At 56.7% G+C, this 17,565-nt stretch carries 14 protein-coding genes; 3 read left to right on the forward strand and 11 right to left on the reverse strand.

The window, feature by feature from the left end; genetic code table 11:
* The 3 genes from dnaA to gyrB form a co-directional block, all read left to right on the forward strand.
* A partial coding sequence (gene dnaA / locus PQR27_RS00005; RefSeq protein ID WP_408521695.1) for a chromosomal replication initiator protein DnaA occupies positions 1–936 on the forward strand: 936 nt, incomplete at its 5' end.
* A 219-nt stretch (positions 937–1,155) separates the two neighbouring features.
* The gene (gene dnaN, locus PQR27_RS00010; RefSeq protein ID WP_028197661.1) at positions 1,156–2,259 is read left to right on the forward strand and encodes a DNA polymerase III subunit beta; all 1,104 of its coding nucleotides are present in this window, start codon (positions 1,156–1,158) and stop codon (positions 2,257–2,259) included.
* Between the two features lie 114 nt (positions 2,260–2,373).
* Complete coding sequence (gene gyrB, locus PQR27_RS00015) at positions 2,374–4,848, forward strand: DNA topoisomerase (ATP-hydrolyzing) subunit B (protein ID WP_408521696.1); 2,475 nt, start codon at positions 2,374–2,376, stop codon at positions 4,846–4,848.
* A gap of 86 nt (positions 4,849–4,934) precedes the next feature.
* Here gyrB and PQR27_RS00020 read toward each other — a convergent pair whose 3' ends face one another.
* The 11 genes from PQR27_RS00020 to PQR27_RS00070 form a co-directional block, all read right to left on the reverse strand.
* Entirely contained in the window at positions 4,935–5,621 is a 687-nt protein-coding gene (locus PQR27_RS00020; protein WP_408521697.1) for a hypothetical protein, read from the reverse strand.
* A 178-nt stretch (positions 5,622–5,799) separates the two neighbouring features.
* On the reverse strand, positions 5,800–6,852 hold the full coding sequence (locus PQR27_RS00025; protein ID WP_408521698.1) for a P-loop ATPase, Sll1717 family: 1,053 nt from the start codon (positions 6,850–6,852) through the stop codon (positions 5,800–5,802).
* A gap of 99 nt (positions 6,853–6,951) precedes the next feature.
* Complete coding sequence (locus tag PQR27_RS00030; protein WP_408521699.1) at positions 6,952–7,434, reverse strand: P-loop NTPase family protein; 483 nt, start codon at positions 7,432–7,434, stop codon at positions 6,952–6,954.
* Between the two features lie 187 nt (positions 7,435–7,621).
* The gene (locus tag PQR27_RS00035) at positions 7,622–8,038 is read right to left on the reverse strand and encodes a hypothetical protein (protein WP_408521700.1); all 417 of its coding nucleotides are present in this window, start codon (positions 8,036–8,038) and stop codon (positions 7,622–7,624) included.
* Between the two features lie 55 nt (positions 8,039–8,093).
* Complete coding sequence (locus PQR27_RS00040) at positions 8,094–8,336, reverse strand: SymE family type I addiction module toxin (protein ID WP_408521701.1); 243 nt, start codon at positions 8,334–8,336, stop codon at positions 8,094–8,096.
* A gap of 415 nt (positions 8,337–8,751) precedes the next feature.
* Positions 8,752–9,108, reverse strand: a complete 357-nt coding sequence (locus PQR27_RS00045) for a nucleotide pyrophosphohydrolase (RefSeq protein WP_408521702.1) — start codon at positions 9,106–9,108, stop codon at positions 8,752–8,754.
* A gap of 85 nt (positions 9,109–9,193) precedes the next feature.
* Positions 9,194–10,372, reverse strand: a complete 1,179-nt coding sequence (locus PQR27_RS00050; RefSeq protein WP_408521703.1) for a DUF3322 domain-containing protein — start codon at positions 10,370–10,372, stop codon at positions 9,194–9,196.
* Positions 10,369–13,743, reverse strand: coding sequence for an ATP-binding protein (locus PQR27_RS00055; protein ID WP_408521704.1), 3,375 nt, complete (start codon positions 13,741–13,743; stop codon positions 10,369–10,371). Before PQR27_RS00055 ends, PQR27_RS00050 begins: the two co-directional genes overlap by 4 nt.
* The gene (locus PQR27_RS00060) at positions 13,736–14,392 is read right to left on the reverse strand and encodes a DUF4194 domain-containing protein (protein WP_408521705.1); all 657 of its coding nucleotides are present in this window, start codon (positions 14,390–14,392) and stop codon (positions 13,736–13,738) included. The genes PQR27_RS00055 and PQR27_RS00060 overlap by 8 nt, the downstream gene beginning before the upstream one ends.
* Positions 14,389–15,843: a DUF3375 domain-containing protein gene (locus PQR27_RS00065; protein WP_408521706.1), complete on the reverse strand. Its 1,455-nt coding sequence runs from the start codon at positions 15,841–15,843 to the stop codon at positions 14,389–14,391. Before PQR27_RS00065 ends, PQR27_RS00060 begins: the two co-directional genes overlap by 4 nt.
* A gap of 630 nt (positions 15,844–16,473) precedes the next feature.
* Positions 16,474–17,340, reverse strand: a complete 867-nt coding sequence (locus PQR27_RS00070; protein ID WP_408521707.1) for an AraC family transcriptional regulator — start codon at positions 17,338–17,340, stop codon at positions 16,474–16,476.
* Positions 17,341–17,565 lie beyond the last annotated feature (225 nt).

A 17,565-nucleotide genomic window follows, 5' to 3' on the forward strand; every position in this document is an offset into this window, starting at 1 on the left:
GTCGCGGACAACCCCGGCATCTCGTATAACCCGCTGTTCCTGTACGGCGGCGTGGGCCTGGGCAAGACCCACCTGATTCACGCAATCGGCAACCAGCTTCTGATGGACAAGGCCGGCGCGCGGATTCGCTATATCCACGCGGAACAGTACGTGTCCGACGTGGTGAAGGCCTACCAGCGCAAGGCGTTCGACGACTTCAAGCGTTACTACCACTCGCTCGACCTGCTGCTGATCGACGATATTCAGTTCTTCTCCGGCAAGTCGCGCACACAAGAGGAATTCTTCTACGCGTTCGAGGCGCTGGTCGCGAACAAGGCGCAGGTGATCATCACCAGCGACACGTATCCGAAGGAAATCTCCGGTATCGACGACCGCCTGATCTCGCGTTTCGACTCCGGCCTGACGGTGGCGATCGAGCCGCCCGAGCTGGAAATGCGCGTCGCGATTCTGATGCGCAAGGCTCAATCCGAGTTCGTGAGCCTGAACGAAGACGTCGCGTTTTTCGTCGCCAAGCATTTGCGCTCGAACGTGCGCGAACTGGAAGGCGCGCTGCGCAAGATCCTCGCGTATTCGAAGTTCCACGGCCGCGAAATCTCGATCGAAGTGACGAAAGAAGCGCTGAAAGACCTGCTGACCGTGCAAAACCGGCAGATTTCGGTGGAAAACATCCAGAAGACCGTAGCTGACTTCTACAGCATCAAGGTCGCGGACATGTATTCGAAGAAGCGTCCGGCGAACATCGCGCGGCCGCGGCAGATCGCGATGTATCTGGCGAAGGAGCTGACGCAGAAGAGTTTGCCGGAAATCGGCGAGCTGTTCGGCGGGCGCGATCACACCACCGTATTGCACGCGGTGCGCAAGATCGCCGCCGAGCGCGGCACGGACGCGCAGTTGAACCACGAACTGCACGTGCTGGAGCAAACGCTGAAGGGCTAAGCGGGCCGCACGGAAAAATCGACCTGTTTATTTCGGAACTCGCCCCCATTTTAGTGGAGCGGTTCCGTTTTCAGGCACAATACAGGTTTAACCGCCCGGCGGCCGCGGGCGGATTTCACGCCGTGACAGGCGCTGCGTGGCGCCGGCGGGGAGCCGGGGTTGCGCGCGGGAAAGCTGCCAGGCACGGCGCGCCGGCCGTTATATCAACGAAGGAACTCTATGCAACTGGTCAAGACCGAACGCGATAACCTCCTCAGGCCGCTGCAAACTGTGAGCGGCATCGTCGAACGCCGCCATACGTTGCCGATCCTCGCCAATTTGCTGATTACCAAGAACGGCCCGGACGTGTCGTTCCTGTCGACCGACCTCGAGTTGCAGATCACCACGCGTGCCGATTTTGGCGTGGGCGGCGATTCGGTCGCGACCACGGTGGCAGCAAGAAAGCTCCTCGACATTCTGCGCGCCATGCCCGACGGGCAGGTCACGCTCACGCTGAACGACAAGCGGTTGACCGTGCAATCCGGCAAGAGCCGCTTTGCGCTGCAAACCCTGGCGGCCGACGAGTTCCCGACCGTTGCTCAAGCTAAAGACTACGGCGCGAACCTGGTGGTTCCCCAGAAAACATTCCGCCAGTTGCTCGGCATGGTCCATTTTTCGATGGCCCAGCAGGATATCCGCTACTACCTGAACGGCATGCTGCTGGTGGTGGACGGCGACCAGCTGATGGCGGTCGCCACAGACGGCCACCGCCTGGCGTTTTCGTCGATGAAGATTGAAGGCTCGTTTGCGCGCCAGGAAGTGATCATTCCGCGCAAGACGATTCTCGAGCTGCAGCGTCTGCTGGAAGACATCGACGACACGCTGAAGATCGACATCGCGCCCACGCAGGTGAAGTTCACCTTCGGCCAGGTCGAACTGGTGTCGAAGCTGGTGGAAGGCAAATTCCCCGACTTCCAGCGCGTGATTCCGAAGTCGCACAAGAATCAGTTCGTGATCGGCCGTGAAGAACTGCAGCGCTCGCTGCAACGCGCCGCGATTCTGACGTCGGACAAATTCAAGGGCGTGCGCTGCATCATCGAGCCGGGCCAGTTGAAGATCATGTCGACCAACGCCGATCAGGAAGAGGCGCAGGAAGAACTGGAAATCGCGTACGACGGCGACAGCGTCGATATCGGGTTCAACGTCACGTATCTGCTCGACGTGCTCGCGAACCTGAAGGTCGACATGTTGCAAGTGAGCCTTGGCGACGCCAGCTCCAGCGCGTTGATCACGATTCCCGAGAATGACGAATTCAAATACGTCGTGATGCCGATGCGCATCTAACGCGTCCAAAACCAAAGAACACACCAAGGGGCGCAGCGCCCCTTTGGCGTTTTTATGGTGTTTTGAAAAGTCCCGAGCAGCAACCCAGCAGCAACGCAGAACCGGAAAAAATCCATGACTGAAACGAACAATTCGCAACCCGACAATAGCGGCTATGGCGCCTCGTCCATTCAGATCCTTGAAGGTCTGGAGGCCGTGCGCAAGCGTCCCGGGATGTATATCGGCGATACATCGGACGGCACCGGCCTGCATCACCTCGTGTTCGAAGTGCTCGACAACTCGATCGACGAAGCGTTGGCCGGGTACTGTAACGACATCCAGGTCACCATCCACGCGGACAACTCGATCTCGATCACCGACAACGGCCGCGGTGTGCCGACCGGTCTGAAGATGGACGACAAGCACGATCCGAAGCGCAGTGCCGCTGAAATCGTGATGACCGAGCTGCACGCCGGCGGCAAGTTCGACCAGAACAGCTACAAGGTGTCCGGCGGCCTACACGGCGTGGGTGTGTCGTGCGTGAATGCGCTGTCGTCGTGGCTGCGCCTTGTGGTGCGCCGTGACGGCAAGAAGCACTTCATGGAATTCCACCGTGGCGTGCCGCAGAACCGCGTGATCGAAGAGATCGACGGGGTGGCTGTTTCGCCGATTCAGGTGGTTGGCGACACCGAAAACCGCGGCACCGAAGTGCACTTCATGGCCGACGAGACGATCTTCGGCAATGTCGAATATCACTACGACATTCTGGCCAAACGGATTCGCGAACTGTCGTTCCTGAATAACGGCGTGCGGATTCGCCTGCACGACTTGCGCAGCGGCAAGGAAGAAGATTTCGCGTTTGTGGGCGGTGTGAAGGGTTTTGTTGAGTACATCAACAAGAACAAGGCCGTTCTGCACCCGAACATTTTCCACGTCAGCGGCGAGAAGGACGGCATTGCTGTTGAAGTCGCGATGCAGTGGAACGACAGCTACAACGAAAACGTGCTGTGCTTCACGAACAACATTCCGCAGCGCGACGGCGGCTCGCACTTGACCGGTTTGCGTGCGGCGATGACGCGCGTGTTGAACAAATACATCACCGATCACGAAGTCGCGAAGAAAGCGAAGGTCGAGACGGCCGGCGACGACATGCGCGAAGGGCTCTCGTGCGTGCTGTCGGTGAAGGTGCCGGAGCCGAAGTTCAGCGCGCAGACCAAGGACAAGCTGGTGTCGTCGGAAGTGCGCGCGCCGGTGGAGGATGTGGTCGCGAAGGCGCTCGAGGAATTCCTGCTGGAAACGCCGAACGACGCGAAGATCATTTGCGGCAAGATTGTTGATGCGGCGCGGGCGCGGGATGCGGCTCGGAAGGCGCGTGAAATGACGCGGCGCAAGGGTGTGCTGGATGGGGTTGGTCTGCCTGGGAAGCTGGCGGATTGTCAGGAGAAGGATCCGGCGAAGTCCGAGATTTATATCGTCGAGGGCGACTCGGCAGGTGGGTCGGCGAAGCAGGGACGGGATCGGAAGTTTCAGGCGATCTTGCCGCTGCGCGGCAAGGTGCTCAATGTGGAGAAGGCGCGCTATGACAAGCTGCTTTCTTCGGAGCAGATTGTGACTTTGATTACCGCGTTGGGTTGTGGGATTGGCAAGGAAGACTACAACCTCGACAAGCTGCGTTATCACCGCATCATCATCATGACCGATGCTGACGTGGACGGCGCGCACATTCGGACGCTGCTGCTGACGTTCTTCTATCGGCAAATGCCGGACATGATCGAGCGTGGGTATATCTATATCGCGCAGCCGCCGCTGTTCAAGATCAAGGCGGGTAAGGATGAGCGGTATTTGAAGGATGAGGCTGAGGTTAATGCTCACATCCTGAAGCTGGCGTTGCAGGGGTCGGAGTTGTTGGCTTCTGAAGGGGCTACGCCGATTACTGGGGATGCGTTGGGTGAGTTGGCTCGGGCTTATTTGTTGGCTCAGGCTGTTGTTAACCGACTGAGCCGGTTGTATGACGCTGGGGCGCTTGAGGCTGTGATGGATGGGGTTTTGATTGACCTGTCTAGCGAGGAAGCGGCTGAGGGTTCGGCGAAGGCGCTTGAGGCTAAGTTGCGGGATGATCCGCTGAAGCCTGAGGTTAAGGTCACGACGATGTATGACCCGGTGCGTGAACTGCGCTCGCTGCGCGTCGCGCGGACTCATCACGGTAATCAGAAGATTTCTGTGCTGGATCAGGATTTTCAGCTGACCGCTGATTACCAGCAGCTGATCAATACCGCGAATACGTTTAAGGGGTTGATTGGGACTGGGGCGGTGATCAAGCGTGGTGAGCGGAGTATGGCTGTTACCGACTTCAAGAGCGCTATGAAGTGGTTGCTGGCTGATGCTGAACGGAATATTTCGAAGCAACGCTATAAGGGTCTCGGTGAGATGAACCCTGGGCAGCTTTGGGAGACGACGATGGATCCGACTGTGCGTCGCTTGCTTCGTGTGCAGATTGAGGATGCTATTGCGGCTGATGGGATCTTTACTACGCTCATGGGGGATGATGTGGAGCCGCGGAGAGCTTTCATTGAGTCGAATGCGTTGCGGGCGGGGAATATTGACGTTTGAGCTTGTTGTAGCGGGCGTAGGGCGCCAGAGTAAGTGCGACTGGCGCCACAGTTTTGCGACTGTGGGACAGAGTTAATGCGACTGGCCTACTGCGATGAGGCAGAAATGGTCGGTGTCTGCGAGGTGACGTTGTGAATCGAGCCGGCCTCATCCGTGATGTATCTTGCCGCCGTGGGATGCAACTCCGGAGCATAGCCCGCCTGCAACACCGCCACGATGGAGCGCGGCGTGAGAACGGCTACCTCCAGGCCTTTGGGCCGGGCAATCCCAGCGACGTAACCATCGAATGACCATTGAAGCAGCTGGTCTCCCCAGATCAAATACCAGTTTTTTTCAAACTGCACGCAGGTGCCATTTGGAAGCGATTCAAGCGCGGAATAACGAGTGCTTTCCGACTCATTTCCGCTGCTGCGTTCTACATGAAGAGCGTTATCCATGACGTCCCGGTTGAATTTCTCAACGTGGAACGTTGAGGCCCAAAGACGGGTGAATGTCTTGTATTGCGGCCTCCGGCAGTCCCAGCAAGGCCGGTGACCTGCGGCGAACGCTGTGGCTTCATCCAGAAAGAAAAGCTCGGTGTAGCTATCGTCGGCCATCAGGGTGCGCCGCACCCCCTTGAATTCAAGGGTACAGGTCACCCAGTGTTTATGTTGGCTGGCCCGGACGATCTGCTTTGCTTCATTGTGAAGGCGTCCCCGATTGCCCATGAACTGGCCGCGGCTTTCGGAAAATACAATTTCCCCGGTGGGGGCTACGCGATTCTGTAGTGGCATTTTCAGTTCCTAAAAAAACAGGACCAACCCGGCTTCAGAGGGAACGGCGGCCCATCTCATTTTATATGTAATGAAGGACATTATCATGTATAGAACGGACCGAGAGTTCGCACTCTTATCCTTTTTCTCAGGTACGTAGCTTCGGTTTTCACCGCCGTGACGCCCACCGATCTCTTATCTAGTTCGGCTTCACGCCAAGTCTCGCCCATGCCATGGGATGAATAAATACTTCCGAGCCGGCCCGAATCTGCCCATCGCCAGGCGCATTGATATCCATATATGCCCAAATCTGACTATTAAAAGACGCCAGTTTTAGACCCACCACACCTATTGAGTAAAGCGCTTTTATAAGCTCAACACGGAATGCATGAGCGTTATCATTATTTATAAACGCGAAACCGGCGCGAATTACTGGGTCAATGGCATGCTCACCGTCGAAACACTTGGTGACAACAAACTCGTTAATACGATCTTTCTGGATTTGAGATAATCTAAATTTAAACGGCATTTGTTCTATCAGTGGCAAATATTCCAAAAAACTTGGAAAATGAGAAACCCACTCGAAACTCAGCGCATTCATTCGCGCTGCCGAATATTCTATTTCCGCATTACGGACCGTCTGAACCGTAACCTGTCCCTTACCCTCTGATCGTTTTAAGCATTCGTTTATAAATGCGATCGCGTCTCTTGGACGGTAGTGAGTTCGCTCTAGCAAATAATCAACGAACTCCTCTTTCCCGATCGCTTTTGGAAACAAATCTACCAGCTCGATTGGTGACAAAGTATATTGTTCTCGTACCAGTCGAATAACGCGTTCATTAATCATCTTTATCAAAAGGGCTTTTTCCCACCGGAGCTGTAAAAAAAGCGCGGCGTACTTTTCTTCTTGGAACCCTGCGTCGCGGGTCCGCTCAAACACTGTCTGAATAAGATCTTGGCGCAAAGCCACAATTATCTTCACGTTCACGATGCTTCGAAAGGTCTTCACACATTCGATCAAAGCACGAATCAGTCTGTACCGAAGTTCGTCATCGACCCAGTTTTCATCAAGACGGTCAATAACAAGGTAATATTTCTGCTGGGGGTCGGTAAATATTTCCTCGTTCATTAATGCGATCACGTCGGCAAGCGCTTTAATTTGAATCGAATTTATAACGGTCTGCGCTTTGTTAACGACCTCCGTCTTCCGTTCATCCATCCTTTTGACGCTGGCGCTTACGTCTGCCTTCAATGCGCCAATGTCCGCCCCAAGCTTCGACGTGATTTCTCCCTCAAGCTTTTCGGTAACTTCTTTTACCCGATATTCGGTCTCTTGCCAAAAGGTATCGCCCTATGTAGACAAGTAGTTAAATGCACGTTCCTTGGCTTGATCTTTTCGCTTCAGCCCAGGAATAAACCCTGCGATCCAAGTGCGTGTCTTCTCTTCGTTAGTGAGATGGCAACGTCGCTTTAGTAGCTCAACAGCAAATACATGTTTCCAAAGCAATCCATAGAAAATATCCAGTTTAACGCCTGCTTTTTCCAAGGTAACAAGAATATCTGAATTCGAAAGATAATTAAGGGAGAGATTTTCCGGAGAGACTACGATGACGTTACTCACATTTTCAACCAAATGGTTGATTAACGCAGTCTTCCCTGATCCTGTCCGCCCGACGATTATGCGGTGTGGAGACCGGCAGTCTTTCAGCGTCTCGAAGTCTCCCGTATCCACGAAACACGACGACAAAAAGTCTGCGTCTGACTCCGCGTCGAGCTCGCCGATTGATGCGCCGCGCCGAAGCCGAAAGTGAAAACCGTGATGGGTCTCTATCATTTCAATTTGAGTTTTTGTGTTGTTTTATTACTTCGCTTTGCGCGTGCGGGTAACTCTGCAAACGAAGGCTTTCGGCGCACAGAATATCGGAAAATCTGGTAACGAACAAACCACAGTGATCTGGAAAAACGGAAGGAGATCCGTTTCGGTGTCTACAGGAAGGCGCTGCATCTCGCGCGAGGACAGCTTAGTCCGTTTCCGCCGCGTAGCCCAAACCGGGGCGTCCATCCGCAAAGCTTTTCAAGTGCTTCGAAGAGGCCCGGTGGGCGCGACGCTCGTTGCGCACCAAGCGCTTGGCGTACGAAAGAATCGCTTTCTTGACGGCATCCCATCGCTCAAGCGAGTGAGCGACCGTTTGCGCATCAGTGATCGACGAATTGACATAAAAGGTGTGAGCGTCGACAGGAACTGTGGAGTCGCAAATGCGTCGGGCAGCCGGCATGTTCAATCCAATACAGAATAATTCGCCGCGAATGAGAGCCGGAGTGAGCGGTGGATCTTCAAATACGTCCAGCTGTCCGAAGTGGGCAAGAACAGCGGCATTGGAAAGCGACTGCTTCAGCAGCCCCCGCGGGGGAGCCGCCGCAGACCTGCCAAATATCATTGCGCAGCCTCCCCGAAGAGGACACAACGCCGCGTGACCACTGGAAGTTTGTTCGCTACACCGGCGTTATAACCAATCTTCCCTGGCTCACCTCCACCCGAATGCTCCCGCTAATCTCGAACCCCGCCTGTTCGAGCCAACGACCCGACAATCGGATCCAAGGCGCGGGCGGCAAGTCGTTGTAGAACCTGTAATTCTCAGGTCCCAAAACTTTCATCGGCCTTGGCCGTCTTTGTGACGAAATGGTCAAGATGCGTTGGGTTACAGCTGCAACTGCTTTATGATTGGCGTCAGCCATGATCAACTCCTAGTTCGATAGGGTTGTTTGTGGTCAGCGGGTCGTGTGGGTGGCAGCCCATACGTCCCGCGCTTCATCTCCTTCCTCGTTCTCCTTGATGCTCGGCGCGGCGCTATCGCGTCCTCTTCTACCATCCGACGAGCCAATCGTTCTGTGACGCTTTATGAACGTAACGCGTCGCGATCATCGGTTATGTTGTTAGGCATCCGATGTATTTTCGCGCATTGTCGAGGGTTGCGCAACAGCGTCGAACGTTCGATGAACGACAAAACAGGACTCACATTTCATCGCTGGATTTGAGACGGACTTGCCCTGACAAACGTCGCATGAGACTGAGTAAGTCAATGAATATCCTGCAATGATTTGCGCACAGTTTCATCGATCTTTGATTTTCGCTTCAGCTTCAGTTTGATTCTTAGTCTTGGTAATCCGAGTACTTCCGCGAATCCCCCCGGACCTTCTCCGCAGGATATTTCTCCCCATTGATCTCCATCTTTTCCAAACAAGCTCGATAAAGATCGACATCAAGCTTGTCTGCAAGCCGCACAAGATATAGCAACACGTCCGCCATTTCGTGACGAATGGCGGTTTGTTTGCCATCGTCCAGTTCGCTCCTGTCTCCCGAGGTCAGCCACTGAAACGGCTCCAGTAGCTCACTTGCCTCGACGCTTAAAGCCGTCGCGAGATTCTTTGGCGTATGAAATTTGTCCCAGTCGCGCTCATCCGCAAACTGACGAACGAGGTCGCGCAAGCTAACAAGGTCACGTTGCATCTCCAAATCCCCTTCAGATAATGGCTCCCCCAAGCGGCCGGGGATAATCAAAAACGGACCGGTCTTGCCGGGATGAAACAGGGCGCTACCCGATCTTCCCCAGCGCCGCCTCCACCCACCCAAACCCAATCTTCTCCTGCTCCAACCGCAAATTCGGCCTTAAACGGTTATCCCGCAAGTCGTCATAAAGCGCCTGCTCCTCGCGATGAAGCCGAGGCAAATCCCGCGCCGTCTGCTTTTCCTCCCGATCCCACTGCGACTTGAACGTCAGCAGCGTCTGCCTATCCATCAAGAACGACTCGACATGTCCGAATTGCCCACGCAGTTGATCAAGAATCGCAAACCCATGTGTATCGATATCGCCCCAGTAGTGAACTTTCCGACGCGAAATCCACGCAGCGTTCGCCAGCATTTCAAACCCATACCCGGCACCGAAGACAACCATACTGTCATCAACAGGCGGAAACGCCAGAAAATTAATCTCGTTCTCGGTGATAAAAACGCGAGCAACGTCCGGATCCAGCTGAGCAAAACTGGCCGCATCCAACGTAACGTCCTGCTCCGTACTGGCAGGACGAAACAGCGCCTTTTTCGCATCCAGCACACGAAAGCGGATTCTCAACGGCTTGTCACGGAACCCATACCGCAGCGCAAACTGACCAAGTCCCGAGCGTTCCAAGTCGCGGGCATCAACCGGCAGCACGTAATCCAGCAACTCCGCAAGCACACCACGATATCCCTCGATAAACTTGGTATGCACGTTAGCGATATCAATCTGCCGAAGATACACACCGGCCCGCGGATGCGCCTCGATCCACGCACACACATCCAGCAACCGATCCCAAACCTCAGCAAGTTCAAGCGCTCGAAGCGGTCGCTTGGCAAGCCATGAAACGAGACGCGGCTCACGCGTCCGCGTCACATCCAGCAGCGACGCAAACCGCGCCGCATCGCGCTGTTTTCCAATAAACGCAACCGCATCCTCAAACGAGTCGATCCACACTTCATCCGGCAGTGCGTTCGCCCCAAAGACTCGATGTCGAAACTCGCGCATCTGCAATCGACAATGCGTCATCGCCCTAAGCGAGCTACTCCACTGGCGAATATCTTCAAAGCGCTCTGCGATCTCGCCAGATGTTGGCCCTTTGAGCACAAGCCGCTTCGGAAACAATGCCTCCCCCGAAGCCAAACCGGCCAGCAGTTCGCCCCGCTCCCAAAGCCTGTTCACCTGCGCACGCAAATCAGCCGGTGTAGTCCAACTCACGTCGCGCTCCTACCTTTCTCCTCGCGATACTCTTCGATCGAAAGATTGCGCAGCCTCGACTCACGCCCCTCTTTGTTATCGACGAAACCAACACTGGAAACAAACGGCTCAATGATATAAATCTTCTGCAACGGCGTAACAATCAGCAATTGCAGATTCAACTGCGCAAACAACCGCAAGCCATACTGCGCAGACTCATCGGACCCACGGCCGAATGCCTCATCGATAACAACAAACCGGAACGACCGCGACCGCACCGCACCCCATTCGAGCCCGAACTGATAAGCAAGGCTCGCAGCCAGAATCGTATAGGCCAACTTCTCCTTCTGACCACCGGACTTCCCACCCGAGTCAGAATAATGCTCATGCTCAGTATCATCTTCCCGCCAACGCTCGCTCGCCGCGAACGCAAACCAGTTGCGCACATCAGTTACTTTCGCCGACCAGCGCCGGTCCTGCTCCGTCAGCCCTTCACGTCCGCGAAAACGTTCGATGATCTGCTTCACCTGGAGAAACTTGGCTTCGGAATATTGCGCGTCGTCGGAGCCCGATAGCGCACCTTCGGTACACGAACGCAAGTCACTCTGAAAGTCGCGAATCTCCGCGTCCTGACTCAGTTGCGCTTCAAGGACGATATATCGACCCGCGTTGTAATCGATCTGTGTCAGCGACTCGTTGATCACCGCGATCCGCTCCTTGATCGTCTCGCGTTCGCGCGCCAGTTGCGACTGGAAGTTGGCGACTTCGCGGATGGTGTTCTCATTGAGCAAATCTTTGAAGCAGGCTTCGAAGCGCGGCAAATCGTCGGCTTTTAGTGTATCCAGCATGGCACGATATTCCGCCGCCGCTTCGATCGCGACATCCACTTCTTGCGTCTCCAGCGGAAAAGCCCCGCAGTACGCCCGCATCGCATCGATAATCTTGTCGCGCTGCCGCGAGACCTTTTTGTCTTCGGCGTCGATGTTCTCCTGCAGCCATTTGCGCATATCGCTCTCGCGATTGTCGCAAGACTCGACAGTCAGTTGATGCTTGCCGAGCACCTCGGGCCACAACCCGGCGAGCCGGTCGAAGTACGCGGTATGCGTCGCATAAGCAGGATCGTCGAGAATCGCCCGCGTTTGCGCGTGCAGATCATTGGCAATGCGCTGCCGTTCTTCTGTGCGTGTGCGCTCTGCCTTGTGACCATCGAGCTGCTCCTCGACTTCCGCGAGCGCCGCGCTGACCTGGTTCAGCCGCTCCGTGAGTTGTTGCAAAAGGTCGGAGGCAGATTCCAGACGCGCTTTCTCGTCGCGCAACGCCGCAACCTCCGCAGCCAGAGTCTGCCAGTCGAGCTCACGATATTCAGCATGTTCGGCGAGGAGCGATAGCGCGTTCAGGCGCGTCTTCAACACGCTCTGTTGTACCTGAATTCTAGCAATCCGTGCGCCCAGATCAGCCAGTTGCGCCGCCAACTGATTGGATTGTGCTTCGAGCGCCTGGATCTTCGCCGTGTTGGTCCAGCCCAGCACGTACCGCCTGCGATCGTCTAACCGATGGCGATCGTCCTTCTCGTGCCGCTCGCCGGGTGCCTTGATCTGACCGGCACGCGTAATAGCGCGCGTCTCGCGGCGGAATTGTTCCTGTGTGTCGCAGCAGACCACATTGAAGCGTTGCGTCACTTCGGATTCGAGCCAATCGTAAAACGGCGAATCGGGCTTGACGGAAAGCTTCCGTGCCAGCGAATCACGATGCAATTCCGTGCGTTCACGTCTTGCCGATTGCCTGACCCGAAAATAAACGAGTCGCCCTTTGAGATGGGTTTTGTCGACCCATTCAGTAACGGCAGCGTAGTGCTCGTCAGAGACCAGAAGCGATAAACCGAAATTGCGCAGCAAACGTTCAGCGGCGCCTTCCCAATCGCGTTCGTCTTCGCGCACTTGCAGCAACTCGCCGGCGAAACACAAATCCGCTTCCGGCAGCGCAAGCGCGTCGCACAACGCCGAGCGCATCGCAATCTGTTCCGCCGGGATATTGCTACCCCGGCTCTTCAAGCTATCAATCTCGGCCAACAGCGCGTCGTGCTCCTGCTTGCCTGCGCGAAAGTTCACACCTTGCTCAGTCAGATCGTTCTGCAGACGTGCATCGTCCGACTGCGCGGCGTCGACGAGTTCCGGCAGGCGTCGGCGGAGCGCGAGAAACGCGGGCTCGTCCTGCCCACGCGGCTCATCGATCAACTGCGCGAGTTCGTCGTAGCGCTGCGCCTTATGCTTACGTCCTGCGCATTCAAGATCTTTCGATCGAATCTCGGCTTCGAGTCGTTCCAGCCGATCACCGCCATTCTCGGCAATGTTCCGCCGCAGTTCGCTTTCCTGAATGCGCTGGGCGGAGCGCGTTTCGTCGAGTCGCCTCACATGAGCGTCCTGTCGCTCCCATTCGGCGGCAAGGTTCTCGATCCGACGATCGAGCAAGCCGAGCTTGAGATCGGCCGCATAGAATCGCAGCGCTTCCCGGCTGGCGCGCAGACCGTCGACTTGCGACACGAGCAACGCATGCCGTTCGCAATCGTCGACGAGCGGTTCGAGTCGCTCCATCTGCTTCTTGGCCTTGAGAACCGCTTCATGCGCACGGTTAAGATCATCGAAGTGGCCGATCAGCGCCGTGATGCGCGGCGCGACATCGAACGGTTCGAGCATGTGGCTGCGGACAAAATCCGTCAGATTGCCCACCGACTTCATCGACACCGTTTGATGGAATAACTCCAGCGCCTGCTCGTTATCGATGCCGAAGCGGCGCCGGAACCAGGCGCCGTAGGGTGGAAAACTGTCGAACAGTTCCGCGCCGGTCGCGCGCAGTCTCTTGCGTAGCGCGGTAATGTCCGGCCCAAAATCCGCGAAGTCCGCAGCAATCGACAGCGCCCGTTCCGCTCCGACAAACAGCCGCGCGGGCTGGCCATGCGCGTCTTTCATCCAGAACACCTGGGCGAGCGTAACGGTCTGGTCGTAGCCGGCGTTGTGAAAGCGGCCAAGAATGACCGAATAAGTGTCCTGGTCTCGCAGCGCAACGGGCTTGGCCGTGCCGCTGGTTTCGTTGCGTTCCGACTTGTAATGTCCGAGCACATACGAGCGCAGCGTGCGCTCCTTGCTGTCCGCGCCCGCCGCCTTGTTGTACGCGATGCGATGTGCCGACACCAGCAGCGTGGTGACGGCATCGACGAGTGTCGATTTGCCGGAGCCGATGTCGCCGGTCAGCAGCGCGTTCTTGCCGTCCGGGTTCAGCGTCCACACGCGACGGTCGAATGTCCCCCAATTGAAGACTTCCAGCTGATGCAGTCGAAATCCGGACAGCGCGTTATCGGCGACAAAATCGAGTTCGGGCAATTGCATGTCAGTCATCGGCGCTCCTCGATGCCGCTGTGCCCAATTGCGTCTGATAGGCCGCGAGCCGGGTATCGAAATCGGCTAGCCATTGCGCGTCGACAAACGCTTTGAGAATTCGCTGCACCTCGAAGGCGCCGGCTTGTGCCTCACGCTTTCCGGCGGCTGGCTTCAGTTTGCGCAAAAAGCCGAGTTCGATGATCTTGTTGACGTGCGTGTCGATCTGGTCGATCAGCTTGGCTTCATTGCTGCCTGCTGGCAGAAACACACGGACCATGTCCACAATCTGCTCGCGACTGAGAATGAGCCGGGTATCGCCGCCGCTCGCGTCGGACTCGGCGAGCTTCTTGCGCAGCAAGGCAAGCATCAGACTCACCGGAAACGACAACGGGCGTCTCGCGATGAGGCGCGGCAGCGTAGCAGTAGAGGAATCGTCGCCGGTGTCGGGCCGGGAGCGAAGGAACGCATAACCCTCGGCTTCGTCCAGAACCATCTCGAGGTTCAGCACCGTGACGTAGTCCCGCACACGAGCCTGCAGATCGAGCAGCGCGCCCCATAGACCGCTATCCGCGTCCCGGTAAATCACGCCCTTGAGCAACGGAATCAGAAGGCTCGACAGATCGTGCGTCGATGCCCCTGCATCTTGTTCCTGTTCCAGCATATTCATCTCACGAAAATCACACGAGGCAGGCTCGCTTTCCTGAACTGTTGTTCGCCGCTTTCTTTCCGGCTGTGCCAAACGATCGTCTCACTGACCTGTTCGTCCACCACGGTGCTGAACGTATCGCCGGCGAGTTGCAGGTAGGCAACCAGTTCGGCCAGGCCCTGCTGCAACGGTTGCATCTCGCACAACTCGCGCAGTGTGACTTGCGAGCGATCCTGCAGAACATGGCGGATGTGCCAGGCTAGTCTGGCCTTGTCGACGACGATCTGCGAATACAGTGCCGCGGCATCGATGTCGGCGTCGCCTGCCTCGATGGCCATCGAGGCGATGCGTGGTTTCACGCCAGGCACATAAAGCGGACGCTCCATCGGTAATTCGATGTCGGCCGCGATGTCGGCGATCGTCATGATCTCACCGACCGGCGGCGTGTCTCGCAGCGCCAGCGCTTTGGCCTCCACGCCATGCAGGATATCCATGATGCGGCGGTTCTCGAGCCACGCCTGATCGTCCAGAAAGCGCCGCAACTGTTGCGACAGAAAAGCAACCGTGCGCTGCGTGTGCTCGCCGGCCTCGAGCCAGTCGTAGTGGACCCGGCGTGTGCGCGCGTCGGGCCTGAGTTCGGCCACCGGCGGCAGGACCAGCACCCGGTCGAGTAACGTGGTTAGCTCTTCCTGGCGACTGCTCGACATCAGGAAGTCCCAAAACGCGCGGAAGCTGCGGCCCTGATCCGAGTCCGCGATCGCGTCGCGCTCGCCCATGATCTCTTCCAGCAGTTCACCTTTTGCGCCGTCCCACAGCGCAATACGTTCGCGCACCCGGCGGTCAAGGCCACGAAAATTGTGCTCGACCTCGCGGAAATCGGTCAGCAGGTCACGCGCGATAGCCACGAATTGCTGGAAGCGGTCTTTCACCGCTGTATCGTCGAGCATCGAAATGTCGCCGGCTTCAGCACGGGCGATTTCCGCATCAATCTCGGCGCGGCGCTTATGCAGTTCCGCGAGCCGTGCTTCGGGGTCGCTCTCGCTGCCTTCACTCATCTGTTTGAGCAGTTGAAATAATGTGAGCAGGCGCGATTCCGTGCCGATGAAACTGCGCTCAGTGAGCGTGCCAAGCCACGCAATCGCCTTTTCTGTAGCGGGCGTCAGATCGAAATACGGTTCGTCGGAATCCTGCCGATAGAATTTGCGCAGCCAGCCTTTGTCGTTGGCGGCCCAGTCGTTGAGATAGTCGGAAGCCGCTTTGGGAAAGGTGGTGGCGCCGAGTTGTTCGCGCAAGGCAAACAGCTCGTCTTCGAGCGCTTCGGCGAGGTCCGCCTGCGATATCAGGCGCACGTTGGGCGCCGTGAAAGTCCGCTGCAAAAAACTCGCTATCAGCGGCGCGTGGTCCGAACGCAGCAGCCGCCACGCAGGATGATTCTGGCGCAGCAGGTCGAGCGTGGAATAGTCGAATTTCATGGTGCAAGGGTTGGAGAAGCGGAGACGATCGCCCATCTGAAATGGTGATGATAGTTCAGGTTTCGGTGGACGCGGCGTTGCGTGTCTCAGCAACGCTTCGAGCGCCGGCCGGGCAAGGGTCGGCTGCGCTTAAACAGCATGCTATCGGCCTCGGCGCGCTTTTGCGGTGAATAACGCCCCTAATCTCCGTATAAATTGCGGAGATTAGGACACGGCTTGGGAGCCCCGCGTATATCGCGTATTGATGCCAAACCCTGTCGGAACTCCCGGCGGGCGGTTGGCCGGCCCTAACAATGCTTGCTGGTGGGCAAGTCACCACCCCCACTTATCCACAGCCCCCTCTGGACAACTTTTGTAAAAGCCACCTGACACGTTGTGGGCGAAACCTTGATAAAACCGCGCACTCGCCAGGCCGCCCAAAAGTTTTCCCTGGCTCCGGGTCGCTGTCCGTCTTTGCTCCGCAGGGTTATCGATCTCGCAGTGCTTTGATCCGTAAGCGAAGTTTCAGGTTATCCACAGCCAGGAGCAACGCTTGTTAACTATTACTACGTATACATATACAAAGACTATAAAAACCAGAGAGACATCCGCGGAGCACGCCGCTTAAAGCTGCACAAAAGCAGCAAAGCATCAAACCAGCGGCAAACAGATCTCCGTGAGCAGCTCAGCAGGCGCAGTCTCCTTCGGGCTATTCAGATACTCCTCGAACACCGGCGCATCCGCCGCTTCACGCCCCGACTGCACGAGCCACGTCCCGTACAGCCACTCATATGCCGCGCGCATATCGCTATACGGCCCTTTGTGCCGCAGCACTGCGTATTCACCGCCTTTCACATGCGCCACGGAAACCGGCGGACTCACCGTCACCGAAGCTTCAACACGTTGCGGCAACAACACGCCCGCCTTCGACCGCAGTTCATTCTCCGCAACCACACCGGGATCGTCGTAGTAAATCCCGATGATGCGCATCGGCGGCGCGAGCAGATTGTGTTTTCCTAACCAACCGAACAAACCATCGAACGCCTTGCCGATCTGCATATACGGTCCAACGTGATCCACCGACAAAATCTCCATCGGCTCCACGTGACGAATCACCACTTCACGCATCGTCATTTGATCGTCTCCTGAGAGCGCCGGACGAAACCGGCTATGAGTGCCTTGCTTGCGGTATTGCGCCGGCGGCATGCCGAACGCAGCGCGAAAAGTGCGAGTGAAAGACTGCAAACTGCTGTAGCCGGAGCGCTCGGCAATCTCGGCAATCGGCATCGATTCATTCGCCAGATAGCCCGCGGCGCGATGCAGTCGCAATCGGCGCACGGTTGTTGCCACCGTCTCTCCATACATCGCCTGATAAATCCGATGCCAGTGATACGGTGACAGGCAGGCGATGTCCGCGAGGCGGTCGATATCCAGCGGTTCGTCGAGATGATCGTAAATATGGTCGAGCACGCGGCCCAGCCGCGTTTCGTAGCGTGCCCGATTGGCTGAATCGTTCATGAGCTTGCCAACATAAAGAGTGCTGGATGGATACGAATAAAAGTACCACGTCCCCCTTTACCAAATCCTGCGAACTTCACCTAGCCGCACGTCGATGGAGTTAAGCGCCTGCTGACACCGCCACCCCAGAACTTTGCCGAATTTCGATAACACCTCGATTATTGGCTTACTACCATCGGCTGAAGCCTGTCCGCCCATGCACCGCAAACCCTTGCGGCGCAAAGC

Source organism: Paraburkholderia fungorum (assembly GCF_046027215.1).
GTDB classification, from domain to species: domain Bacteria; phylum Pseudomonadota; class Gammaproteobacteria; order Burkholderiales; family Burkholderiaceae; genus Paraburkholderia; species Paraburkholderia fungorum_D.